Raw genomic sequence first — 22,951 nt, forward strand, 5'->3', positions numbered from 1 at the left:
CTGATAAATCGGGCTCCCACCGCACCAGCGCCACCGCTTCTTGTAGGAGCTCACTTCAGTGAGCGATGGGGTTTGCAGCCATCGCCCGGTAAACCGGGCTCCCACCGCACCAATGCCACCGCTTCTTGTAGGAGCTCACTTCAGTGAGCGATGAAGGTTTCTCGTAAAAAGAGCGTTTAACAACAATGTAATCAAATAAAACAAACGCTTATCGGTATTCCCTAAATTCCGCTAAACCAGGAATTGATCCGGGTCAATTTGCATCAAAAAAACCTTATACAAAGGTATTAGAAAAATAATCATCCGTGATATAAATTGTGGCGATGCAGCATCCGTCGGGGCTGCGCTGCAGCCGTTCCAGGGCGGGGCGGGGTAGAGGCAGAAATAGGGCTGCCAGAATGCGTTTTTTGAACGATCGCGTTGCCTTTTGGTACGCTACACTTCTCGTTTTTCCATTATTTTCAGTAATTTAAAAAAACCAAAAAAATTAAAAAAAGTGAGTATTCACTCTCGCCATCGCGCCCGATATGGGCTAACCTAAGTCCTGTTGGTACCAGATTTTTGGTCAATACAACCAGAAAACAATTTTCAAATTAATAAAATAAAGTGGTTTTAGTAACGTAATCGACGCCAAGACGGATTGACTATGTAAGCGGTAAATACTTACATTATCCATCAGTCGCAGCCGAGGCAAAAATGGAAAGAGGATGGCAAGCAAGGTGCGATCGAACGGGAACATTCACAGCAACCGCCATTGCCACAACATGAAATCACTGTATCTCGAGTGCGACATTCCTGAAGGGCTCGAGCAAAAAAGAAATTGAACCGGTTGGCGTAACTAGACCGTCAGCCTTTTGTACCGCAAGGAGACTATAGTCCCATGGCAACACAAGCTAACCTGAATCTTACCCAGCAGCTTTACGTCGCATATTATGGCCGTCCGGCTGACAGCGAAGGCCTCAACTACTGGGCCGACCGCATCGAAAACGAAGGCCTGGACAGCGCTATCAACGCTTTCGGTAACTCTGATGAATTCCAGGAAGAATTTGGCTCACTGAGCAACGCCCAGCTGGTTAACAACCTGTACCAGCAGTTGTTCGGTCGTGCTGCCGAGCCCGATGGCTTGGCCTACTGGTCCGGCGTTCTCAACAATGAAGAGAAGAGCTTGGCCGAGATCGCTGTCACCATCAAGAACGCTGCAGGCGGTATCGATAAGCAGACCTTTAACGCTCGTGTCGAAGCCGCGAAAAACTATACCGAAGATTTTGGTAGTGCCGAATTCTACGACGTGGTTGCTGCCAAGGTGCCGTAGAAAACGCAAAGCCCGGATTATTTGTGCCTGAACTGGTTCCTGCTATCGAAAACCTGGAAACTGCAAATCAGGCCAAGTCTGACTACCTACAGAATGAAGTCCTAGCCAATGAGCTGGTCAAAGACGAATTGACCGATGGCGACTTGACTGCCGATGCCACCGATGTAAACGATATTCAAGATGGCGAAATCGAAACTGCGCTCGCTGCAGTAGTAAGTGCTGCAGAAACTAGTGTAGAGAACGATGGTGGTGTGACTGGCTTTGCAGCTGCGTCTGAAAGCGTTAAAACAGCACTTTTGTCTGATCGGGAAAAAACGCTTGATGAAGCAGTGACCACCGCTCAGATAGCTGTAACCGAGGTTAAGGGCCTGCAGGCAGCTATCAGCTCCATGCTGAATAACAAGGCGCGTTATGAAAACGCCCTGGAAGCCGAAGCAAAGACGGATACGGCTCTTAAAGGTCAAGTAGCAAATGTTGATGCCATTAACTCTGGCACTTATGCATTAGTTACCGGCCTGGAGGAAGGTGCTGGCAACGAAGCAGCTTGGGCAGCTTTGTCTACAGGCGATACTGTTGTGGCTGATGTTGCTGCGGGTACCAACCCCCAAATCGTAGTGGGTGCCAACGGTCAGCTAAAAGCTGCTGAAGGTGTTGTTCCTTCTAATATCCAAGGATTTGATGCCCTGCTGAGCAGTGCACAAGCCCAATACAATGCGGCTAATGCAGCAGAAAAGTCAGAAGGTGTTCTTGCTTCCTCTGTTGATAAAGTCCTGAAGCTTGAGGGTGATACTACTACTGATGCTTCTGCTCTTATCTCTTCCACTGTCACAGATGGTGAAGCTGACGTAACTGTTGATCTAGCTACAGCTACTGCGCCTAAGGCTGAAGCCCTGGCCGACGCTAAGGCCGCTGTCGAAGCATTTGACGAAGCTGTAGCAAACTACACTGCTGTAAATGGTCTGTCCGAACAGCTCACAGCGCTAGAGGAGAATATCACTGAGGCACAAGAAGCGTTCACGGATCTGGAAGTCAACCTGAACGATACAGGTGCTGGCACTGCTGAAAACGATCTCTTCATCTTCAACGTCGAAGATGGTGACACATCTATCACTGATTTTGGCGCATCCGGCGAAGACCAGCTCTATGTTGGCAACGCCTTCACCAAAGTCGATCTCGACCTGGCTGCAGGCACAACCTTGCAGAATAGTGCTCAGGGCAACACCAATGCTCTAGAAGTCTTCTTCCAGCAGGATGGTACTGACGCAAAACTCTTCTTTGAGAGCGAAGCATTTGCTGGTAGCTCCAAGGCTGGCTTCGATGGCACTACCATCACCTTGACCGGCGTCAACGTCGATCAGCTGAGCTACGAAGATGGCTTTATTTCCATCGCCTAAGCCCTTGGCTTGACGCTGGACGAGAATAGCCTTCTCGCGTAACTACCGAACCCCCGGCCATCAGGTCGGGGGTTTTTATTTATCCTCTTTTAAATGGCCAAGTGAACCCATGAGCCAATGGATCGCACTGTCGCGCACCAAGCATCTCGATCATTCATTCATGCCCCGCCAGGCTACGGCTTTGCCGCCACCCAACAGCTTGTGCCTATCCTGATCGCGGAGCTGGGCCAGCTGCTGCCCCACTATGTGCTGGCCTTTGTGCAACAGAATGGGCGCTTTACGCCGGTGGCGGTGACCGGCCTCGGCGGCGAGCGCAATCTGTATCTCGATGCAGATGGCAAATGGCTGGCAGGCTACGTGCCCGCCATTCTGCGCGGGTATCCGTTTAGCCTGGCCAACAACGAGACAGATCAGCAGGTGCTGTGCATCCATCGGGAGCATCTGCTGGAAGGGCAGGGAAGTGAATCCAGCACTGACACCAATAGTAAGCAACCTCTGCCGCTGTTCGATGGGCAGGGCGCGCTGAGCCCGCCGGTGCAACAGACGCTTGATTTCCTCAAGAAATGCGATGCCAACCGCCGCATCACTCAGACTGCCAGCCACCTTCTGCAAGGGAACGGGCTGATCGAACCCTGGCCCCTTGAGATCGAACGGGCCAACGACCAGGAACCGCTGACGGTGAAGGCGCTTTATCGCGTGAGCGAAAGGGCGCTGAACGCACTCAAAGCGGATGCCTTCGCCGGCCTGCGCCGTCATGGCGCCTTGCCCTTGGCCTATGCTCAGTTGTTTTCGATGAATCAGCTTTCCCTGCTGAGCGACCGGGCGGCCTTTCATGCCCGTAAGCCTGCTCGAGCGCAGGAGGTGGACCTGGAGGCGCTGTTCGACGGCGACAACGAGACGTTCAGTTTCTAGGCATCTGCCGCCTTGGAAATCCCGGCATCGAGACTCTCGAAGGATCGGCTTTGACCCAGGCAAGAGCGATCGACACAAGCGCAAACGCGGCTTGCCTTTCTTGTATGTTGAGCGCTTCGATCGGGAAGGCGCGGTTTACGCTGAGGACAACCGTTTTGACTACCCTATTTTGCGTAAGGCGAATTCGCGGGAGGTAAAGCGCTATGAAAACCCGTTTGACGACTAAAGAGGGCGAGGTTGAAGAGCTGACGGAAGAAGATGTCAGAGGCATGCAACCGATGGACCAGGCATTGCCCGAGCATTTGCAGCGCGCAATCCGTCAGCGGGGCAGCGTGGTCAGCAAAAATCCCCAACGAAAGTAAAAACGACCATGCGCTTGTCACCCGAGGTGATTGAACACTTCAGGGCGCAAGGGCCGGGGTGGCAAGGACGTATCGATCAGGCGTTGAAAGAGTATATCAGCGAGCATTGATGGCCGGAGAGATGCTCGGCACTGATACGGCTGCTGTATGAGCGGGGTTACAGCCGCGAACAGATCGTGAGACTGTTCAATATCATTGACTGGATGCTTCAACTGCCGAGAGCCCTGGAACCCGCGTTTGCAGCGGCTCGGCGCGGGGATCAACCTGACCGAACTCAATAGTTTGATGGAGGACAGAGACATGCTGGCAGAGAATCTTGAAAACTGGGCGAAGAAAGAGCGGCAGGAAGGACGGCAGGAGGGGCGACAGGAAGGACGACAGGAAGGCGAGCAGCTTGGTACCGAGAAGACGCAGCGAGCGACGGCGCGTAACTTGATCAAGCTGGGCGTGCTGAGTGACGAGCAGATCGCCGGGGTCACCGGCCTGACAGTCGATGAGGTTCGTGCGCTACATGGCGAGGACCCGCACTGATCCAGACTGCCCTCGTTATCCTCCTCAGACGCGCAAAAAAAGGGCAGCCCCGTTCGGTGGCTGCCCTTGTTGTATTTGGGTGATTATCAATTGACGTAGCAGATAGATAGCGTGCGGAGGAGGGAAGGGCGAAAGCGCTTGGCAAGTGGTGTCGTGGTAGAGTCGAGACATTGCGACAGGAGTGCCCATGGCGAACACCACTCACAACCACCACGATACGGGCTACAAGGAGCTGTTCAGCCACCCCGAGTTTGTCGAGCAGCTGATCGATGGGTTTGCCCCGGCCAGGATTGCGGCGCTGATGGACTTCTCGACGCTCAAGCAGCACAGCGGCAACTACGTGACGCCGCTGTTCGAGGAACGGTTCGAGGACGTGGTGTGGTCGGTAGAGGCGACCTGGCAGGGCGTCACCCAGCGGATCTATCTGTATATCCTGCTGGAGTTCCAGTCCAGGGTGGATCAGCGCATGCCGCTGCGGATGATGCACTATGTCGCCTGTTTCCATGATCATCTGCTGAGAGGGTGCTTACAAAATGCCTGCACTCGGCAATACGGCGTTGAAATTGACCTCAAAATGCTCATTTACTCCGTGTAAACTGCGCTTTTTCGTTCAATTTCGCCTTGTCTTGCCTTCGTTCGCCTGTTTTGTAAACACCCTCTCAAGACGCGCGTCATCACGGCGCAGCAGGGCTTGCCGCCGGTCTTTCCCGTGGTGCTGTACAACGGCGCCAGGCGCTGGTCCGCGGAGCAAGACATTTACGATATGGTGAAGCCCCCTCCGCCGGAGTTTTTGCGGCCTTACCGGCCACATCTACGCTACTACTTGATCGACGAGGGGCGCTACACTGACGAGGAACTGGGGCTGCGCCAGACACCGTTGAGCGGCGTGTTCAGTATCGAGCGGGCGTCGAAGGATCGCCGAAGCCTGTAGCAGGCGGTGGATCGAATCGTGGCGATCATCCAGGCCGATCCCGATAAAGATCGGATTGATAAGATCATCACCCGCTGGCTGAAGCGCCATTTGCAGCGGCTCGGCGCCGGGATCGACCTGACCGAACTCAATAGTTTGATGGAGGACAGAGACATGCTGGCAGAGAATCTTGAAAACTGGGCGAAGAAAGAGCGGCAGGAAGGCGAGCAGCTTGGTACCGAAAAGACGAAGCGAGCGACTGCGCGTAACTTGATCAAGCTGGGCGTGCTGAGTGACGAGCAGATCGCCGAGGCCACCGGCCTGACAGTCGCTGAAGTTCGTGCGCTACATGCCGAGGACCCGCACTGATCCAGACTTCTTCCGCTATCCTCCTCAGACGCGAAAAAAAGGGCAGCCTCGTTCGGTGGCTGCCCTTTATATATCTGGCTGATTTTTTCCTTTCCTATTGGTTCCAGCCCGTGTGGCCCGCAGCGGTGGCGTCTGCCTGGGGTGGGGCTTGTCACGTGGCGTTCTTCTTTTTTTACGCTGCGAATAGATAAGATGAGAGAGGGTGCGGTTGAGCGTTTGCCAACGCGGCTGTAGTAAAATGCAGCCATTGAAATAGGAGTACGCATGAGCGATCAGGTCGATAGCCGCCGCGCCGATCACGACAGTCCTTGGAAAATGGCGTTGGAATCGTATTTTGAAGAGTTTTTGGGGTTACTCTTCCCGGCCATCAACGAACAGGTAAACTGGTCGAAGGGGCACAGTTTTCTGGACAAGGAACTACAGCAAATCACCGCCGATGCTAAAAGTGGTAGGCGCTACGCTGACAAGCTCATCAAAGTCTACGCCAGAGACGGCAGCGAAACCTGGGTGCTGATCCATGTGGAAGTGCAGGGCGAGCCAGAAGACACTTTTTCCGAGCGCATGTACGCTTATCAATACCGGCTACGGGATCGCTATGGGGTCGATGTGGTCAGCTTGGCAGTGTTGACCGATACCCACGACGGCTTCCGGCCCAGGACGTTTCATTATCAGCGTTGGGGTTGCGAGCTGACCTTCACCTTCCCCACGGCTAAACTGATTGACTGGGAAGCGCGTTGGGCAGAGCTAAAAGCCAGCGACAACGCCTTTGCCCTGGTGGTGATGGCCCAGATCCACGCTAAGCGAGTGAAGGACGGTGCCACGCGCAAGGACGTCAAGATTGCCCTGATTCGGCTGCTGTATGAGCGGGGCTACAGCCGCGAGCAGATCGTGAGACTGTTCAATATCATCGACTGGATGCTCCAACTACCGAGAGCCCTGGAACCCGAATTTGCACAGGCGGTCTACGCCATACAGGAGGAAAAACAAATGCCTTATGTGAATACGATTGAACGCCTGGGTATCGAGAAGGGGCGTCAGGAAGAACGTCAAGAAGCCGAGCGGCGTGCGCTGGCGGAAAAGCGCGAAACTGTCCGCCATCTGCTGTCGTTCGGCGTCCTCAGTGACGAGCAGATCGCGGAGGCGACCGGGTTGGCGGTAGACGAGATTGCCAAGCTGCGCATCGAAGACAAGCACTGATTTTCTTACCGCGCACAAAAAGGGCAGCCCCGATGGCTGCCCTTTATGTATCTGGCAGATTATTTTATGCCTGGGTAACCTTCTTCAAGCACTGGCAGGAGGAACTGACCATGGCGAATATTGAACACGAACCTGTTAAAGGCGCCATGAGCCGCATTAAAGAGCTCAGCGCCGACGAGGAAGCGCGTCGTCTCGCGTTCGTGCGTGAACGGGCACTGCGAGACGAGATCTCGTTCATAAACGAAGCAAAGCGAGAAGGGCGAGAGGAAGGCTTACAAGAAGGCCGTGAAGAAGGACGAGAGGAAGTTGCTCTCAACTTGATCCAGATGAACCTGCTTAGCGATGCACAGATCGCTCGAGTAGCGAAACTATCAGAAGTAGAGGTAAGGGCGTTGCGTGATGAGGCGCAAGACGCTCAAAGCTGTGTTCGAGCTTGAAGAGGTTTTTGCGGCTGCTCTAGTCATTTATTTACGCCCCATTCGGTCATTGGCTGATGAGGCGTTCTGATGGCGGTAAAAGTTAATAGAAATGAATGTTATGCGATTATCTGAATGCCTTCTTTTTCTATCACGGCGAGAAGACGTAGAGCAGGTCCGCCGGGGCGCTTTACTCCTCTTTCCCAGTCAGAGACCAGATTCTTGCTGACGTTGAGATAGCGTGCGAATACGGACTGAGAAAGATGCTCACGCTCGCGAAGTGCCCGGATAGCTTCAGGTGGGATCGGCTCCGCGATGCTCAGGCAGGTGTCGTCGAAGTCACGCATCGTCTTCTTGTCGATGGCTCCTGCCTCGTGCAGTGCTTCCATGGTTTCATGAATTGCAGCCATCGCATCGCTACGGTATTTCTTAGTCATCGTCCTTTACCTCTGAAAACTGGCCCTTTTGAATCATCTCGGCCAGATGTTCTTCTGATAGCTCGAGGATGTGTTGGGCGGCATCTTTAAGCTTTTGTTTCTTGGCAAAGCGGTCAAACCAAGCATTCTTGAATATTCTCACTAATTTGTTTTCCTACCGCGAAATCATAATACATAGTGTTATATTTTGCCATCCATTCAACAAATCTGCACACGATTTGCCTTACGCTGGTGGAATGGCTAAAAGGGCCTGAACAGACGGCACTGAGACGCGCTTTTATAGTATGGGTTCGACGAGTGTTGTTGCCCAATCGAGCACTCGGCATGAAATTTCCTGAATTCAATGATTTGCAGGAATTACACGAGGTACACGACATGCTTGCTGAACGGATAAAGAAATGGCCGGAACGCTGGGAGCAGAAAGGGCGCGAGGAAGTCGCTCTCAATCTGATCAAAATGAACCTGCTTAGCGATGCACAGATCGCTGAAGCGGCGAAACTATCAGAAGCAGAGGTAAAGGCGTTACGTGACGAGGCGCAAGACGCTCAAGGCTAAGTTTCCAATGTATTCAAAAATTGCGTAAGTGCTATGTGGGGAAAGAGAAAGTCGGTAAAACGCGAAAAAATCGTGCGTTGAATGGCTCCGCGTCATCAATTCATCTCAATGAAAGCGTCATCGTTTACTATGGCTATTTATACAGTCCATAGAGAAATGCGATGACGCAGCTACTCGATCCCACCAATGACTATGTCTTCAAGCGTCTGTTTGCCGAAGCACCAACGCTGCTGGTGGCGCTTTGAAATGCGCGACGAGATCCAGCCGGCGGTGTCGCTGGGGAATATTCTGCAGATGAATCTAGTAGAATTGAACAAGGCGGATCGCCTGGGCCTGGCTCCCAGCCCTTTATCGGCCTGGGTAACCTTCTTCAAGCACTGGCAGGAGGAACTGACCATGGCGAATATTGAACACGAACCCGTCAAGGACGCCATGAGCCGCATCAAGGAGCTCAGCGCCGACGAGGAAGCGCGTCGTCTCGCGTTCGTGCGTGAACGGGCACTGCGAGACGAGGTCTCGTTCATAAACGAAGCAAAGCGAGAAGGGCGCGAGGAAGGGCGCGAGGAGGGGCGCGAGGAAGTCGCTCTCAACTTGATCCAGATGAACCTGCTTAGCGATGCACAGATCGCTCGAGTAGCGAAACTATCAGAAGCAGAGGTAAGGGCGCTGCGCGGCGAGGTTTCAGGCGACCAGCGCTGAGGTCGAGTTCAAGCGGTCTCTGCGGCTGCTCTAGCTATCTGTTTTTACGCCTCATCAGGCTATTACCTGATGGGGCGTTTTGCTGTTTAGCGTAGCTGTCTGCAATGTTTGTAGTGTCATGAAATAGCGGTTCTCGGGCCATGGCTTTTGATTAAGCAGCGAATATCGAGAGGCAATTTCCCTTAAAAAAAGTTAATAGTCGCCGATATAGAGATAAGCAACGCCCTATGCAAGGCAAGGAGACAAGGTGACGACGATCAATACCAATCTGATGGCACAGCAATCCCTGATACATCGGGATTCTGCGCAATCGTCTCTTGCCACGACCCTGGAGCGGCTTTCAACGGGGCTGCGTATCAACAGTGCGAAGGACGACGCTGCGGGTCTGGCCATTGCCAATCGGATGGAGGCGGATCAACGGGCGGGCAGCCAGGTCTCGCGGGGTATCAATGATGCCATCAGCCTGACCCAGACCGCCGAGGGCGGGTTGAACGGGATCAACGATCTTCTCCAGCGCTCTCGGGAGTTGGCGGTGCAGGCGGCCAATGGCACGCTTTCTGATGCGGACCGGGCCACCATCAATGGAGAATATCTGCAGCTGCGTGATGAGATCGATCGCATTGCAATGACCACGGAAGCCTTTGATAAGTATCTGCTGGCGCCCTCCACGCCGCCGTCTTATGACACTCAGCTGGGTGATATCAAGAGCATTCGCAGTATCGATTATCCGGATGACACCTATTTCGACTCCGGGGTGGTGCCCCTGCCTCATTCCGGCAGGGTCCACGAATGTCACGTTGACCACGGATTCGCTGGGCCGGGACGACGACATTCAGCTCTTCAGTCGTGATGGCAAGCATCTGGTGGGTACGCCGGTAAGGGCGTCGGATACAGATTATGTGTGGGTCGAGAACGGCATTACCGATGGCACCAGTCTGGCCAGCGAGATTTTTACGGAGGCGAACGGTTTTCCAGCGGGGGTGAGCTACGATGATAGCCCCTTGCTCGAGAATAATACGAACTACGATCCGGCGGGCGGGGCAACCGGCACCTATAACGGCATGACGTTTACCTATAGCGGCGATGGTGATCGCTTTGGTAGTACGCCCAACAACGGTCACAATGCCTCGAACAGGATGGTGGAGCGGGTATTCATCGACAAGGTCACCGAGCCGATATTCGTGGTGGTGGCGGGCAGAGGCCAATTTACCCTGGATGTCGATTGGCAATACATGCCTGGCGGAGACACCGGGCCGCGCCCGACTAGCGAAGGGGTTGAGGTGGTCATGAGCGCGGGTTTCGGAGAGAAGCCCCAGACCCTTACCATAGAGCCGACCCCTGCGGACAGCATGTCGCTTGGCCTGGAGAGGGTCGAGCTCGATCCCCGTGAAAAAGCGCTTAAGGCCTTGGCTGCCTTCGATGAAGCCATTGCCCAGGTAGATGGCTATCGAGGACGGTACGGCGCGCTCAACAATCGCTTCGAGGGCGCCATTGAAAATCTGGCTCAACAGCAGGTCAATACCGCCGCGGCCAAGTCGCGGATCGAAGATGCGGACTATGCCCAGGAAACCGCTCAGCTGGCCAAGGCACAGATTTTGCAGCAGGTCAGCACCTCCTTGCTTGCTCAGGCCAATCAGCTTCCCCAGAACGTGCTATCGCTATTGGCGTAGTCAAGCAGCTACATCTCTTCTGAATATCAATTTCACAAAAAAGCCTCTAATCAAGCCATGGCTTGAGTACACTTGTCTTGCCACCAGTATTTTTGCGCCCGCATTTTAAGCGCAGCGCTGATGGTGGTTTTCTGTTTCGGCAAGGAAAGGGGGAGTCATGGCTTCAAACGATACCAGCAGTTTCGTGCAGCAGCTTTATATCGCCTACTACGGGCGCCGGCGGATAGCGCCGGATTGACTTATTGGGCGATGCGTACCGAGGCGCAAGGACGAGAGGCCATCGTCGATGCCTTCGGCAGCTCCGAGGAGTTTCAGAACGACTATGGCGAATTGGGTGACGAGATGCTCGTCACCACGCTGTTTCAACAGGCGTTCGGCCGCGAGCCGGATGCAGAGGGGCTCGCCTATTACGTTGATCTACTGGCCTCCGAGAAGAAAAGCCTGGCCCAGATTGCCTACACCATTACCACGGCAGCAACGGGTGACGACGAAGATGTGCTCGACGCCAGGATAGCGGCGGCAGCGGATTACACCGAGAGTCTGCCGGGGTTCGACTATGTGGTGCCCCACGCGGCGCGTTTGGTGGCTTCCATCGATGCAAAGGATACCCAGGCGAATCTCGAACAGGTAGGCGAGGCCATTGATCAACGTGTCGTTGCGCTGGCCCACCAGGACGTGCTCGATCGGCGCGACCAGCTGGAACGCGCTAGGGACGAATATGAGGGTAGCCGGTTCGATCTGGAGGAAAAAGCCATCGAATATGGCGTATACGATCGTGCCGATATAGAAGATACCCTCGTCAAAAACGCTCAGGAGAAGCTCGACGACGCCAGGGCGGCTCTAGCGGATGCCCAGGCGGAAACCCCGGATGCTGCCGTCGATGACTCCTTGAACGAGGCGCTGAAGTTGGCGGTAAGCGACGCCGAAGATACCGTGGAGGCCATCATCGGCTTCGAGAATGGCCGCGACGAGGCGCTGGCCCGGCTCAACGCGATTGAGGCGAGCTTTGATTATCAGGTCCAGCCCATCGACTCGCCAGAGGGCAATGACGGCGTCGATGGGGACACTCCGGTACTGTTCGAATACAACGTGCGCATCGACGAGGGCTCGGATGGGGCGGTCACCGATGCCGAGATCGTCAACTTCGGCAAGGACGATCTGCTGAGTCTTGATAGGGTATTCTTCAACTACCGCCAGGGAGAGGTGATCGACGCCGACGGCCAGGCTCCGACAATTAAGGGCAACGACAAAGCCTATGAAGTATTTTTTCGCCAGAGCGACGACGGCGAAGATGCCGAAGTATTGGTGGAGAACGCTCGCTATCCCAACGGCAGCGAAATCGACGCTATCTATACCGTCACACTGGTAGGAGTAAATGCCGAGGAGCTGGTTTTCGGCGGTGATGCAATCTCCCGAGGCGAGATTGCCTGAGCCACGGTCGGTTTCTTGTCTCTCTTGACCCCTGGCGGTCCTGGTCGGGGGTCATTCACGTTTTTGGTCTAAAGCTTTCCGTCATCTTGCCGATAAATGGTTATCGTGCGCTCAATTAAATTAGCTTTTTTTAATTAAATGGTAATTGAATTTACCTGTTGGGCCTCCGATCGGTAAAAGTCGAGTACTTCTTGTGCCGCCTGTTCAACTACCAGGAAGCGATGGATCATGGCAAAAATCGATAACATGAGTTTCGTGCAGCAGCTTTACGTGGCTTATTACGGGCGCCCCGGCGACCGGGACGGCCTTTCGTACTGGGCCGATAGAGTCGAGAAAGAGGGCGAGGGCAATATCATCGATGCCTTCGGTGAATCTCAGGAGTTCGGTCAGCGCTTTGGAAGCTTTGATGAGACGACGCTCGTCAATAATCTCTACCAGCAGATATTCGGGCGCGATGCGGATGAAGGCGGGCTGGCCTACTACGTCAAGGCGCTGACCGACGGTGTGAAGAGTCTGTCTGAAATCGCCCTGACGATCAGCAATGCGGCCCAGGGCAAGGATGTCGAGGTAATGGAAAGTCGCCTCGAGATCGCCGATGCCTACACTACCAAGAAGGCCGCTGGTGGTTTTGATGCCGCCACCGCGGAAGCGTTGCTCAAGCGGGTCAAGAGCGATGACGACGATCTTTTGGGAAGCACGAAGAAGGCGTTGGAAGAAATCGAGGATATGCTTGAAGACGCCTTCGATGATATCGAAGATGCCATCGAAGACATGCTCGACGAGCTGGAAGAGATGCAGGAAGCGAAGGAAGATGCTCTGGAAGATGCCCGGGAAGACGAGGACGAAGATGAAGACGATGACAACGATCTGGATGATCAGGATGACGTGCTGGAGCTTGATGATGAAGTTCTTACGGCGCTGCTGAACTCCAGCGAGGTCTCCTTCGATAACCTGACGCTCACCGGCACCGGCGACGATCAAGAGCTGACCGCCGACCTGCATTACGGCGAGTACAGTTTCCGGGTCGAGATCGATGACGATACCGCTGCTTTTGCCAAGCTGGTTGGATTGGCTCAGTCAGGCGAGGCCGACGCTGCCGTCATTGCCTGAGTCGGGAGTTGTCGAGTCCCGGTTCAATCAAGAACCCATTGCCCAGCTTCGGCTGGGCTTTTTTCGTACTGAGGTTCCAGTGGTAGATAAATCATTCTTTTTTATCTGCAAACGCTGTGCTTAAACTAAACGGCCAGTCGTGGGCTCGGATGCTCAATGCTTTGCGTATGCCGAGCTTAACTCGAAACATGGAACTAGTTGAGGAAGGTTGATGGCTACCAAGACGTCGCTCGATTTCGTACAACGTTCGTATGTCTCTTATTATGGCCGCCCGGCGGAAGCCGAAGGGCTGGAATACTGGGCCCAGCGCGCCGATGAAGAAGGCCGGGGAGCGATCGTCAACGCGTTCGGCACCTCCAGGGAATTCACCGATCAATACGGCGATCTGGACAATCCCGCCTTGGTCAATTCGCTGTATCAGCAGTTGTTCAGCCGCGATGCGGAGCCGGAAGGGCAGGCATTCTATGTCGATCAGCTGGCTCGCGGTGAGAAGACCCTGGCTGAGATTGCCGTGACCATTGCCAATGCCGCTCAGGGTAACGACAAGACGGTCATCGACAACAAGGTCGCAGTGGCCCAGGCCTACACCGCCAATCGTACAGGCGACGATTACAATCGCCAGGAAGCAGAATCCCTGGTGGATGGCATCAATGCCGGCACGCCGCCGGAGCAGGTCAACGACCTGAAAGGCCAGTACGGCAGCGGCCCAACGTTCACCGTGGAAGGCACCCCGGGCGAGAGCAGTTATTCCGTGGCGGATAACAAAGGTGTTCGCTTCGAAAACGTCAACTCCGACCAGACCATCAATCTCAACGGCCTCGATTCGAGCAAGCGTGTCGATGTTGTCAACAGCAGCGTTCAGCTCAATTTTGATCAAATGGCGCTGGACAAGCTGAACCTTGATAACGCTAGCACGACGCTGTTCAGCAACGACCAGAATACCGCGACGGTGCTCAAGGCCACGGCGAACGGCGACTCGACGCTGGACCTTGGCTCTTCTGCAGCCAACGGTCTGCAGACGTTGATTCTCGATGGATCGGGCAACCTGAATCTGAAAGGCGCGACCCAAGGGCTCAACGTCAATGGCCCTGTCAATGTGGATGCTTCGCAAATGAGCGGCAGCATCGATATCGCCGAGCGATATCTCAATCGCGCCACGGACATCAAGACCGGTACTGCGGACGATCGCATCAACATCAACGCGGTGGATGGTAGCTACACTCTCGACGGCGGGGGCGGTCTCGATACGCTGGTCGTGACCGGCAGCAGCAGTGATACCTCTCTTGCCGCTTTCGGCGAGAAGATTGGCGGTATCGAAGTGGTGGAGTTTGATAACTTCGTCAAGATCAACGCGGCTGAACTACCCGGCGTGGGTACCATCACTCTGGATGGCTTGGGTAACGTCAACAACCTGAAAGCGGAACAACAGATCGTTGCCAACGCCCAGGTCGACGGCCCCAACGACTCCAGTCTGCTGCTCGACAATGCCGGCGAGACGGTCAACGTTTCTTCGCGCTTCACGCCGGATCAGCCAACGGAGAACCAGGAACTCGAGCTCAAGGTGAATACCTCGGCGCCGGAGGCGGTACAGGGCGGCACCCTGAATTTGTCTGGCGATGCGCCCATCGAGTACGAGGATAGCGGGCGCGGCTTCGATACCATCGATGCCTCGGCGACGAGCGGCGGTCTTGAACTCGAAGGTGCCAGCTATCGTGCCGAGACCATCAAGCTGGGAAGTGGAGCGGATCGTTTGGAAATTCGCGATGCCTCGACCTACCGCGACATGGATCGTCTGGAGAACTTCGACGTCAACGCCGACGAACTGGTCAATGTCAATGCGATCCAGGCCAACGTGGACGGTGCTCAGAATCTTGATGAAGCGTTCCAGGCGGCAGCGGGTGGCGCCGGCGGCAACACCGTCTACTTCGGCTTTGAAGGCAGCACCTATCTGTATGCTGAAAACGACGATCAGCCAGGACTCAGCGGTACCGACTTTGCCGTTGAGCTGGTGGGCACGCCTTCTGATTCCGTTGACGGCACCATGCTGACCGGCTGAGATCGTTCGGCAAATAATCGCAAACACTACCGACGCCCCTTGAATGGGGCGTTTTTGTTGCTGCGTGTCGACTGTAAGTTGTTTGAAAGACCGAGCGCCCGATACATGCAGAGTATTAAGTGCCTGCAGCTGGAAAGCGTCAATGTCTGTAGGGATATAGTGATTTCTCGCCGGCCAGGCCATGCTTTTTTATGGATCGAGCGGCGTTTCTTGTAGGAAAAAGCATCCTTGCCCATGCTCATTCAGGCAGTCCAATAACAAATCAGGTAAGCCACCTGGATACTCATGGGGAGAAGCAACCATGGATAACAATTCACAAAAAACGATATCGAATGAACAGTTGGGTTCGCTGAGTGGTGTCTACAATGCGCTGGCCGAGTCGGATGCGTTCTTCAAGGTTGACTATACGGCGTTAAACAGTAGCGGTGTAGCAGGCGGTGCCTTTTTAGCGCTGAATTCCGAAACTAACGTACTGACGGTAATTACGACAGGAAAAGGGGTCGAGTCCGGCGTGCCTCACCCGCAGCATATCCACGGGTTCGCGACGGAAAAAGACGGTAGCGTGCAGAACTCCGAGGCGCCGACCCTGGCTCAGGACACTGACGGCGATGGCCTCGTCGAGCTCGCCGAGGGGGGCGTGGTGTACGGCCCCATTCAGCTTGCGCTAACCGATCCGGTTGGGGGAGCAATTCCCGATTTTCCCAATACTTCCGGTAATAGTTTCGTGCAAACGGCATCCTATGATCTGGATGAACTCGATGCCGGCGCCATGAATAAAGACGGTAAGGGTGCATCGCTGGCGGATGAGTTGACGGGACATAACCTGAACGAGCGAGAAATCGTATTGCATGGGCTGTCTCTGAAAGAGGGTCAGGGTGAGGGCACCAAAGGGGAAGCCGATGGCTCCGCCGGTTATAAGGCGGTATTGCCCATCGCGGCGGGAGAAATCGAGCGAATCGATACGGAGCAGGCACTGGCGGATCTAGCAGATGGGCGCATTGGTGTATCCAACGACGTTGTTGCTTTCGACGTTCAAGGCAAGACCGGCGAGGCCTACCGCATATTCGATTCAGTGCTGAACAGAACCCCGGATCAGGATGGTCTGAGTTACTACACCAGCGAACTGGACAAGGGCGCAAGCCATGGCGAGGTTGCCAATGCTCTTCTAAATTCCAACGAGTTCACGGCCAATTTTGGCGATATCGATGATCTCGATAACGAGGAATACGTTGAGTTGCTTTACCGGAATGTACTAGATCGAGAGGCCGATGACGCTGGCCAGATGTTTTACGTCGATCAGTTGGAGCAGGGCGCAAGCCGCGCCGAGGTCGTGGGTATTTTCTCTGAGAGCGAGGAGCATCAGGCTCTTTTGATAGGACAATACGGGGGAGGCTTTCTGCTCAACGAAGGGGTCATCGCCTGAAAAATCGTGCTACTTGCCTGCCCGAATCTCGGGTGGGCAGTAGTTCGTACTAAGTTGTTCCTCAACTATTCCCGATTTGCAGTAGGATGGGCACCTTGATTTTGCTCTTGTGACAAGCGACGCAAGGACGCGACGAATATGCCTGCTGCTTCTTTGTTTTCTTCTTCTTCCCGCACCGCATCTATAGCGGTCGTTTTCCTTGCTGCGCTATTCGGCGCAAGTTTGGCGTTCTATCTCTATGGCTGGGGGATCATCGATCCCACTAATGTGCATTGGCTGTTGACCGAAGGTGATCCGTTTCAGCATTTCATCGGCTGGGATGCCTTTCGCCGGGATGAATGGCGCTGGCCCTTGGGGGCCATTCCTCAGCTGGGTACGCTGATCGATTCCAGCATCGTGTTCACCGATTCGATACCGCTTCTAGCGCTGCCGCTGAAGCTGTTTCACGCCTGGTTGCCGGACCCGTTTCAGTATCAGGGGTTGGTCATGCTTATCAATCTGACCCTGAATGCGGCGCTGGCCTGCGTGCTGGCCCAGCGTCTTGGGGCGCGCCCATTGAATGCGGTGCTGTTCGCGGTTCTTGTGGCGCTGTTGCCCATGGTGACCCTGCGCGGGCTAGGCGCTCATGGACATGAAGCGCTGACCGCCCACTGGCTGATTCTATTGGCGGTGCTCTACTCGCTGTCGGCGCGGCCGGTAGGGGGGTGGGTGCTGCTGCGCTGGCTGATATTGATGCTGACCGCGGTACTGGTGCATTTTTATCTTTTTTTCATGGTGGGCACTTTATGGTTTGCCTGGTGGGCGTGTCAGCTATGGCGCACGGGACGAACGAAACAGTGGCCCGGGCTGTTTTACCTTCTGGCGGCGGGCTGGCTCAGTGCCGTATTGGTGCTTGCGACCATGTGGGCGGTGGGCTACCTGCAATATGGCCTGGAGGTGGGTCGTGATACCGGCTTTGGCTATTATTCCGCGGAGTTTCTGACTTATCTAAATCCGCTGTCCGCGGCCTGGTTCTTCGATGGCGATCTAGACGGGGCCTCCCGACTCATCCCCGGCTGGATAACCCGTATTCCGGGTCAGTACGAGGGGCAGGCCTATGCCGGCGTCGGGGCTCTGGTATTGCTGACGGCGGGGCTGCTGGTGGCGGTGCGCCGGGGGCAGTGGAGCGAGTTTGCAGAGCTACGCCTTGAAACCCGCGTCCTGGCGTTGGCGCTGGTGGGGTTGTTCCTGTTCGCCTTGGGGGATCGCTGGATCATTGGCAAAGTGGTAACGAATATTCCTTATCCCGACTGGACCGAGGTACTGACCCAGTATCTGCGCTCCAGCGGCCGGCTGGTATGGCCGCTTCTGTATGGCTTGCTGCTGCTGGCGTTGGTGATTCTCATGTACAAGGCGCGCCGGCGCACACTGTCGGTAGTGCTGGGGGTTGCCGTGGTGTTGCAGTGGCTGGATCTTGCGGATATGCACGGCTTCATTCGGGACAATCTGAATCAACGGGTCGCCGCTGCCGCTTCGGGTCCGCCGTTTGCCGCGATTACGGACCCAAGATTGAATGCGCTGCTCGAGACCCGTGAACGTATCGACTATTTGCCCGGCGACGACCTTGAAAAGCTAAAACCCTATGTGTGGCTGGCGGTGCGCCACGATATGCCGTTGAACGTGGCCTATTTTGCCCGGGTCAATGCCGAAGCATTGTTGAAGGCGACGGCGCCTCAGGTTGATGCCATCCAGTCAGGAGCGCTTGAAGAGGACACTCTTTACGTCATTACCAATGATGAACTGTCTCAGCGCGCCTGTGAGATCGATCAGGCGACGTGTTTTGATATGGACGGTGTGATGATTGTCACCCGTGCTAGATAAAGCGGTCTGTGGGACACTACGCGCCGTTCTTTACTCTGAATCTACAATGACTCCGACTGTGAAAGATCCGCATGAATCGATCTGATAACCGGGCGCCGGGCATGACGGCAACGAATACCTCTTCATTCAAGCTGGCGACCTGGCAGGGTATGACGCTGGCGCTACTGCTGGGGATGGGCTGCTTCCTGCTGACCATGGGCAATCCGATGAATGTCATAGCGGGCGGCCTGATGATCGATACGGATTACCCGAATGCCGCCGCGGCCTTCGAGATTTTCGTGCGGGATGCCTGGCGCTGGCCCATTGGCGCCAGCCCACATTTCGGCGGGGTCAATATCTTCTTCAGCGATGGCGCGCCCTGGTTTGCCTTTCTCTCGAAGGCCGTGCTGTCACTCACCGGGGTCTTTCTCGCTTTTCATTGGCTGATCGTCATCGATGTGCTCCTGTTTGCCTTGATGGCCCGACGCCTGGCGACGAAGGTATCGGAAGACGAAGCGGTTCGCTGGCTTATCACGGTGCTGCTGCTCTTCACCCTGATCATGCTGGTACGCATGATCGGCGCCCAACATATCGCGCTGGGTTCCTATTGGGTGGTGCTGTGGGCCATGTGTTGCGTGCCGGTGCTGAACGAGGCGCCCCGGGGCTTACGCCGCTGGGAGTTTCTGCCTGCCGCCGGCATCGCTATCTTGAGCCATGCCTATCTCGGGGCTATGGCCATTACCATCGTCTGCGTGGCGCTGCTGTTTGAGCGGCGCTGGTGGGCAACCCTGGCGGCACTGCTGTTTCCGGCCCTGTTGCTTTATTGCGTCGGTGTGTTCGATGGCAACCACTCCACCACGGAAGGCGCAAAGGACTACTCGCTGGATCTGGGCGCCTACGCGGAGACCTTGGGCTGGGGACTTTTGCCCAATCTCTATCAGATTCCGGAACCTACCCAGGGCGATGCCATCCTTTATCTGGGTACCGGCACCTGGGCGCTTGCTCTGATGGGGTTGGTCAGCGTCATCGTCTTGAAATTCAAGGGCGCCGATCTTGGCTGGTCAACCTGGAACACGCCTGCCAATTTCAGACAGGATGCGCACCAGCGGCGGCTGCAGATACTGGTGATGGCGGCGCTGGTACTGGCCTTTTACGCACTCACGTTCAAGATTCGTCTTGTCGGCTTTACCCTGCTGAAGACGGATATCCCGTCGATATTCATGCCCTTTTACGAGCGCTTTCGGGTGACCGGCCGGTTTGGCGCGCCCTTGGCATTCATGCTGATCATCGGGTTCGTGCTGCTGTGGGGCCGATTGAAGCCGTGGATGCCCAAGGTCCTGTGGTTTGGTGTGGCGGCCCTGGCAATCCTGTTGCAGGTGCTGGATGTGAGAGTTGCCGGCCTCAAGAGCCCGCCTCAGGATTGGTTGGCGGAGGCGGCGGACCAGCGTTCCGCGGTGGCCTCGGTGCTCGAGGATCGCGAGTGGTCGGGCCGGGTGTTCAAGACCGTGGGCTATTTCGATCTGGAACAGCAGCGCCTGATCGACCGGCTGCTGGTGGATTACGGCGCTCGGCATTTCGAAGTGGTGCATGGCGCCCGGCTGGACCCGGACGAGGTCATTCGGCGCTCTGGCTTCGATCAGGCCGAACCTGGTGATGCAGTGGTGCTGGATCAGGACGATGCCAGCCCAGCGTGTCAGGCCCAGGCCGCCGTCAAGAATTTTAAGCTGTGTCTGGTCGAGTAGTGTGTCTCGTGGAGTAGATAGCTTGCCAGCTGACCCAAGAAGCGGATGATTGAGCAATGAATAAACTCCTTACCCTGGTCGTGCCGGTGATGAACGAGGAAGACGCCATCTTTCCCTTTCTACAGGCGATCGATCAGGCGATCCGTGTGCCGGATATCACGCTGGAGATCCTGTTCATCGATGACGGTTCCACGGACGGCACGCTGCAGTCGCTGCAGGCGGCATCGGCAACGGATTCCCGAGTGCGCTGGTTGAAGCTGTCGCGCAATTTCGGCAAGGAAGCCGCGATGACGGCCGGACTAGATGCGGCGACCGGGGACGCGGTAGTGCCCATGGATGTGGATCTGCAGGACCCGCCGGAGTTGATAAATGAGTTCGTCCGGCGCTGGCGTGATGACGGCTATCATGTGGTGTATGGCGTGCGCTCGTCCCGGGATGAGGACACCCGGCACAAGCGAACCTCCGCCAATCTGTTCTATCGGTTCTTCAATCGTATCTCGCAGACGCCCATTCCGGATAATGCCGGCGATTATCGCTTGCTGGATCGGGAAGTGGTGGAGGCCATGAAACGCTTGCCGGAGCGCAACCGCTTCATGAAAGGCTTGTTTGCCTGGATGGGTTATCGCAGCGTGGGGGTGCCCTATGCCCGGCCTTCCCGCCAGATAGGCACGAGTAAGTTCAACTTCTGGAAGCTGTGGAATTTTGCCTTGGACGGGGTGGTGGGTTTCTCGACGCTGCCGCTGCGAGTGTGGAGCTACATCGGTGGTGGTATCGCGTTCCTGTCCTTTGTCTACATCATCGTGATCGTGGCCAAGGCGCTGATTTTTGGGCGTGACACGCCGGGTTATGCCTCGGTGATGTCCGCGGTGCTGTTCTTCGGCGGCATGCAGCTTTTGTCCATTGGCATTCTGGGGGAGTACGTGGCGCGTTTGTTCGTGGAGGTCAAGCAGCGGCCTCTGTATCTCATCGAGAGCAGCAATTCCACGAGCCGGACATCGCCGCTTCAGCAAACGGGATCGCAAACGCAAAGCCAGCGTGATGGCGAGGCTGATGAATGAGAGGAGTTGATCGATGAGGCCTTGGCTCGGCGAAGTCGCTACCCTTGCCCGTTTTGGCAGCGTGGGTGGAGCGGCGACGTTGGTGCATATCGCGGTGGCCGGTCTGGTGTTATGGATATGGCCGACTCTTTCGCCGTTCATCGCCAATCTGGTGGCGTTTCTGGCGGCTTTTCAGGTATCCCTTTGGGGGCATCGGCGTTTTACTTTTCGCAAGGCGGGGCGTGGAGATCGCTTCTTCGTGCTCGCCCTGGCGGGCTTTGCCTTGAACAACGGGGTGCTGGGGACGTTGATAGCCGCCACGCCCATTGATGGTTTTCTGGCTATCGTGATCGCGACCTTCACAGTGCCGTTGCTGATGTATGTGGCGGCGCGTTTCTGGGCCTTCGCTTGAAGCCTACCTCCATTCGTAACCGTTGAACATGGATTTTTGTTGACGCTGGGTGCATGTGATTTGTCGAGCATCTGGCCATGGGAGCCTGTATGCTGCGTTATGCATAAAAGGGTGGCCTGTTGTCTTCAGGCTCTCTTAAATGATGAAATAGTGTCGAGAACGACAGAAAAAAAGGTGTAAAGAATTAACTGATGCGCGGGTTACTGCTGTTTCTATTATTGTTGTTTCATGTCCCCGGATTATACGCTGGCACCGACGATCAAGCCGTCTGGCTGCTGGTGGACGATCAAACATCGACTTTGCACGTTTACCGAGGCGATCAGGAAATCGAGCAGTTTTCACCGGTTTCTCTTGGGCGCGGTGGTGCCAGACGGTTGCGTTTCAGTGGCGATAGAGCCACTCCAACGGGTGAGTTTCACGTCAATTGGATCAATCTCGATAGTCGCTTCAACATTTTCCTGGGTCTCGATTACCCGACGCTTGCCCATGCTCGAGAGGCACGAGAAGTCGGTATATTGAGCGATGATGAATTCTATGATTACCTGTCGTACTATCGGCGTCACGGGGCACCGCCTCAAGATACGGTGCTCGGTGGCAACATTGGAATTCACGGTTTAGGGGAGAGTGATCCGGTCCTTCATCAGCGTTTCAACTGGACGGATGGCTGCGTTGCAGTGACCAATCAGCAAATAGAACGCCTGACGGACTTGGTGAAGCTTGGCACGAAAGTTATCATCCGCTAGGTTGTGAAAGAGAAGTTGCAAGAAAGCCTGCCTACGCAGGAAAAGTAAGTAACCCAAGGAAGAACCAAGGAGAACAGTATGAAAAATACTCGCACTACGCTTAAAATCGCTGCCGCTGGTCTGGCACTGGCCGTCATGGCAGGTTGCTCGTCCAATGCTAGCGAAGAGAAAAGCGGTCAGATGAGCCAGTCTGAAATGCAGAGCCAGGAAACTCGCACTATTGCTCAAGAAGCAATGAGCACCGCTCAGCAGGCTCAGCGTACTGCTCAGCAGGCTCTGCAGCAGAGCCAGCAAAACAAGCAGGAAATGGATCGGATGTTCGAGCGTTCCATGCGTAAGTGATCTTTTGATCATGACATCTCATCGAGATGCCATGACGTGGATTACAACCATT

Annotated in this window: 27 protein-coding genes; 25 read left to right on the forward strand and 2 right to left on the reverse strand. The window is 55.3% G+C overall.

The annotated features are described in order from the left end of the window. The first annotated feature begins 880 nt into the window (after positions 1–880). The 11 genes from CH74_RS05970 (at position 881) to CH74_RS06010 (ending at position 7,424) form a co-directional block, all read left to right on the forward strand. The gene (locus CH74_RS05970) at positions 881–1,312 is read left to right on the forward strand and encodes a DUF4214 domain-containing protein (protein ID WP_048306564.1); all 432 of its coding nucleotides are present in this window, start codon (positions 881–883) and stop codon (positions 1,310–1,312) included. A 23-nt stretch (positions 1,313–1,335) separates the two neighbouring features. Continuing rightward, a complete protein-coding gene (locus CH74_RS05975; RefSeq protein ID WP_048306565.1) occupies positions 1,336–2,706 on the forward strand; it encodes a hypothetical protein in 1,371 nt (456 codons plus the stop codon). 117 nt (positions 2,707–2,823) lie between these two features. Further along, positions 2,824–3,618 carry a SapC family protein gene (locus CH74_RS05980; protein ID WP_048306566.1) on the forward strand — a complete coding sequence of 265 codons (795 nt, stop codon included), beginning with the start codon at positions 2,824–2,826 and terminating at the stop codon, positions 3,616–3,618. A 203-nt stretch (positions 3,619–3,821) separates the two neighbouring features. Next, positions 3,822–3,980: a hypothetical protein gene (locus CH74_RS18605; RefSeq protein ID WP_156181396.1), complete on the forward strand. Its 159-nt coding sequence runs from the start codon at positions 3,822–3,824 to the stop codon at positions 3,978–3,980. Beyond that, entirely contained in the window at positions 3,908–4,090 is a 183-nt protein-coding gene (locus tag CH74_RS18935; protein WP_216594718.1) for a BrnA antitoxin family protein, read from the forward strand. The genes CH74_RS18605 and CH74_RS18935 overlap by 73 nt, the downstream gene beginning before the upstream one ends. Positions 4,091–4,217: 127 nt before the next feature. Beyond that, entirely contained in the window at positions 4,218–4,511 is a 294-nt protein-coding gene (locus tag CH74_RS05985) for a hypothetical protein (protein WP_053070649.1), read from the forward strand. Between the two features lie 187 nt (positions 4,512–4,698). Continuing rightward, positions 4,699–5,106: an Rpn family recombination-promoting nuclease/putative transposase gene (locus CH74_RS05990; protein ID WP_253272969.1), complete on the forward strand. Its 408-nt coding sequence runs from the start codon at positions 4,699–4,701 to the stop codon at positions 5,104–5,106. Positions 5,107–5,202: 96 nt separating this feature from the next. Then, positions 5,203–5,442, forward strand: a complete 240-nt coding sequence (locus CH74_RS18940) for an Rpn family recombination-promoting nuclease/putative transposase (RefSeq protein ID WP_048306568.1) — start codon at positions 5,203–5,205, stop codon at positions 5,440–5,442. Positions 5,443–5,460: 18 nt separating this feature from the next. After that, a complete protein-coding gene (locus CH74_RS18945; protein ID WP_048306585.1) occupies positions 5,461–5,790 on the forward strand; it encodes a hypothetical protein in 330 nt (109 codons plus the stop codon). 264 nt (positions 5,791–6,054) lie between these two features. After that, positions 6,055–6,987 carry a hypothetical protein gene (locus CH74_RS06005; RefSeq protein WP_048306569.1) on the forward strand — a complete coding sequence of 311 codons (933 nt, stop codon included), beginning with the start codon at positions 6,055–6,057 and terminating at the stop codon, positions 6,985–6,987. Between the two features lie 32 nt (positions 6,988–7,019). After that, complete coding sequence (locus tag CH74_RS06010; protein ID WP_053070650.1) at positions 7,020–7,424, forward strand: hypothetical protein; 405 nt, start codon at positions 7,020–7,022, stop codon at positions 7,422–7,424. 98 nt (positions 7,425–7,522) lie between these two features. Here the strand turns inward: CH74_RS06010 and CH74_RS06015 are convergent, their stop codons facing one another. Together CH74_RS06015 and CH74_RS18745 are read right to left on the reverse strand one after the other, a co-directional pair. Beyond that, positions 7,523–7,840: a DNA-binding transcriptional regulator gene (locus tag CH74_RS06015; RefSeq protein ID WP_048306570.1), complete on the reverse strand. Its 318-nt coding sequence runs from the start codon at positions 7,838–7,840 to the stop codon at positions 7,523–7,525. After that, positions 7,833–7,982, reverse strand: coding sequence for a hypothetical protein (locus CH74_RS18745; protein WP_172656306.1), 150 nt, complete (start codon positions 7,980–7,982; stop codon positions 7,833–7,835). Before CH74_RS18745 ends, CH74_RS06015 begins: the two co-directional genes overlap by 8 nt. Positions 7,983–8,164: 182 nt before the next feature. Here CH74_RS18745 and CH74_RS06020 point away from each other — a divergent pair, with 182 nt between their 5' ends. The 14 genes from CH74_RS06020 to CH74_RS06080 all read left to right on the forward strand — a co-directional run bounded on the left by CH74_RS06020 (position 8,165) and on the right by CH74_RS06080 (position 22,899). After that, the gene (locus CH74_RS06020) at positions 8,165–8,395 is read left to right on the forward strand and encodes a hypothetical protein (RefSeq protein WP_048306571.1); all 231 of its coding nucleotides are present in this window, start codon (positions 8,165–8,167) and stop codon (positions 8,393–8,395) included. A 246-nt stretch (positions 8,396–8,641) separates the two neighbouring features. Then, the gene (locus CH74_RS18950; protein WP_253272970.1) at positions 8,642–9,094 is read left to right on the forward strand and encodes a hypothetical protein; all 453 of its coding nucleotides are present in this window, start codon (positions 8,642–8,644) and stop codon (positions 9,092–9,094) included. Between the two features lie 247 nt (positions 9,095–9,341). Further along, entirely contained in the window at positions 9,342–9,944 is a 603-nt protein-coding gene (locus CH74_RS18955; protein WP_053070651.1) for a hypothetical protein, read from the forward strand. Continuing rightward, positions 9,892–10,764 carry a flagellin gene (locus tag CH74_RS18960; protein ID WP_053070652.1) on the forward strand — a complete coding sequence of 291 codons (873 nt, stop codon included), beginning with the start codon at positions 9,892–9,894 and terminating at the stop codon, positions 10,762–10,764. Before CH74_RS18955 ends, CH74_RS18960 begins: the two co-directional genes overlap by 53 nt. A gap of 72 nt (positions 10,765–10,836) precedes the next feature. Further along, positions 10,837–12,195 carry a DUF4214 domain-containing protein gene (locus CH74_RS06035; protein WP_156181398.1) on the forward strand — a complete coding sequence of 453 codons (1,359 nt, stop codon included), beginning with the start codon at positions 10,837–10,839 and terminating at the stop codon, positions 12,193–12,195. Between the two features lie 228 nt (positions 12,196–12,423). Continuing rightward, on the forward strand, positions 12,424–13,305 hold the full coding sequence (locus CH74_RS06040) for a DUF4214 domain-containing protein (RefSeq protein ID WP_048306575.1): 882 nt from the start codon (positions 12,424–12,426) through the stop codon (positions 13,303–13,305). A 211-nt stretch (positions 13,306–13,516) separates the two neighbouring features. Continuing rightward, positions 13,517–15,361 (forward strand): DUF4214 domain-containing protein, encoded by a 1,845-nt coding sequence (locus CH74_RS06045; RefSeq protein WP_048306576.1) that lies wholly within the window; start codon positions 13,517–13,519, stop codon positions 15,359–15,361. 301 nt (positions 15,362–15,662) lie between these two features. Continuing rightward, positions 15,663–16,784, forward strand: a complete 1,122-nt coding sequence (locus CH74_RS06050; RefSeq protein ID WP_048306577.1) for a DUF4214 domain-containing protein — start codon at positions 15,663–15,665, stop codon at positions 16,782–16,784. Positions 16,785–16,922: 138 nt separating this feature from the next. Next, positions 16,923–18,644, forward strand: coding sequence for a DUF6311 domain-containing protein (locus CH74_RS06055; protein ID WP_048306578.1), 1,722 nt, complete (start codon positions 16,923–16,925; stop codon positions 18,642–18,644). A 71-nt stretch (positions 18,645–18,715) separates the two neighbouring features. Continuing rightward, positions 18,716–20,365, forward strand: a complete 1,650-nt coding sequence (locus CH74_RS06060; RefSeq protein WP_048306579.1) for a hypothetical protein — start codon at positions 18,716–18,718, stop codon at positions 20,363–20,365. 56 nt (positions 20,366–20,421) lie between these two features. Then, positions 20,422–21,423: a glycosyltransferase family 2 protein gene (locus CH74_RS06065; RefSeq protein ID WP_048306580.1), complete on the forward strand. Its 1,002-nt coding sequence runs from the start codon at positions 20,422–20,424 to the stop codon at positions 21,421–21,423. A gap of 13 nt (positions 21,424–21,436) precedes the next feature. Beyond that, positions 21,437–21,814 (forward strand): GtrA family protein, encoded by a 378-nt coding sequence (locus tag CH74_RS06070; protein ID WP_048306581.1) that lies wholly within the window; start codon positions 21,437–21,439, stop codon positions 21,812–21,814. Between the two features lie 191 nt (positions 21,815–22,005). Further along, positions 22,006–22,557, forward strand: coding sequence for a murein L,D-transpeptidase family protein (locus tag CH74_RS06075; protein ID WP_048306582.1), 552 nt, complete (start codon positions 22,006–22,008; stop codon positions 22,555–22,557). A 78-nt stretch (positions 22,558–22,635) separates the two neighbouring features. Further along, the gene (locus CH74_RS06080) at positions 22,636–22,899 is read left to right on the forward strand and encodes an Lpp/OprI family alanine-zipper lipoprotein (protein ID WP_048306583.1); all 264 of its coding nucleotides are present in this window, start codon (positions 22,636–22,638) and stop codon (positions 22,897–22,899) included. The last annotated feature ends 52 nt before the right edge of the window (positions 22,900–22,951 follow it).

The sequence above is a fragment of the Halomonas sp. PR-M31 genome (assembly GCF_001039575.1).
In the GTDB taxonomy this organism is placed as follows: Bacteria; Pseudomonadota; Gammaproteobacteria; order Pseudomonadales; family Halomonadaceae; genus Modicisalibacter.

Coding starts and splice junctions, on each gene's coding strand:
- CH74_RS05990 (WP_253272969.1), top strand. CDS start 4,699: ATGGCGAACACCACTCACAACCACCACGATACGGGCTACAAGGAGCTG.
- CH74_RS06050 (WP_048306577.1), top strand. CDS start 15,663: ATGGATAACAATTCACAAAAAACGATATCGAATGAACAGTTGGGTTCG.
- CH74_RS18950 (WP_253272970.1), top strand. CDS start 8,642: ATGCGCGACGAGATCCAGCCGGCGGTGTCGCTGGGGAATATTCTGCAG.
- CH74_RS05980 (WP_048306566.1), top strand. CDS start 2,824: ATGGATCGCACTGTCGCGCACCAAGCATCTCGATCATTCATTCATGCC.
- CH74_RS06075 (WP_048306582.1), top strand. CDS start 22,006: ATGCGCGGGTTACTGCTGTTTCTATTATTGTTGTTTCATGTCCCCGGA.
- CH74_RS06055 (WP_048306578.1), top strand. CDS start 16,923: ATGCCTGCTGCTTCTTTGTTTTCTTCTTCTTCCCGCACCGCATCTATA.
- CH74_RS06010 (WP_053070650.1), top strand. CDS start 7,020: ATGGCTGCCCTTTATGTATCTGGCAGATTATTTTATGCCTGGGTAACC.
- CH74_RS18605 (WP_156181396.1), top strand. CDS start 3,822: ATGAAAACCCGTTTGACGACTAAAGAGGGCGAGGTTGAAGAGCTGACG.
- CH74_RS06080 (WP_048306583.1), top strand. CDS start 22,636: ATGAAAAATACTCGCACTACGCTTAAAATCGCTGCCGCTGGTCTGGCA.
- CH74_RS05970 (WP_048306564.1), top strand. CDS start 881: ATGGCAACACAAGCTAACCTGAATCTTACCCAGCAGCTTTACGTCGCA.
- CH74_RS06070 (WP_048306581.1), top strand. CDS start 21,437: ATGAGGCCTTGGCTCGGCGAAGTCGCTACCCTTGCCCGTTTTGGCAGC.
- CH74_RS06045 (WP_048306576.1), top strand. CDS start 13,517: ATGGCTACCAAGACGTCGCTCGATTTCGTACAACGTTCGTATGTCTCT.
- CH74_RS06065 (WP_048306580.1), top strand. CDS start 20,422: ATGAATAAACTCCTTACCCTGGTCGTGCCGGTGATGAACGAGGAAGAC.
- CH74_RS06005 (WP_048306569.1), top strand. CDS start 6,055: ATGAGCGATCAGGTCGATAGCCGCCGCGCCGATCACGACAGTCCTTGG.
- CH74_RS06040 (WP_048306575.1), top strand. CDS start 12,424: ATGGCAAAAATCGATAACATGAGTTTCGTGCAGCAGCTTTACGTGGCT.
- CH74_RS06015 (WP_048306570.1), bottom strand. CDS start 7,840: ATGACTAAGAAATACCGTAGCGATGCGATGGCTGCAATTCATGAAACC.
- CH74_RS06020 (WP_048306571.1), top strand. CDS start 8,165: ATGAAATTTCCTGAATTCAATGATTTGCAGGAATTACACGAGGTACAC.
- CH74_RS06060 (WP_048306579.1), top strand. CDS start 18,716: ATGAATCGATCTGATAACCGGGCGCCGGGCATGACGGCAACGAATACC.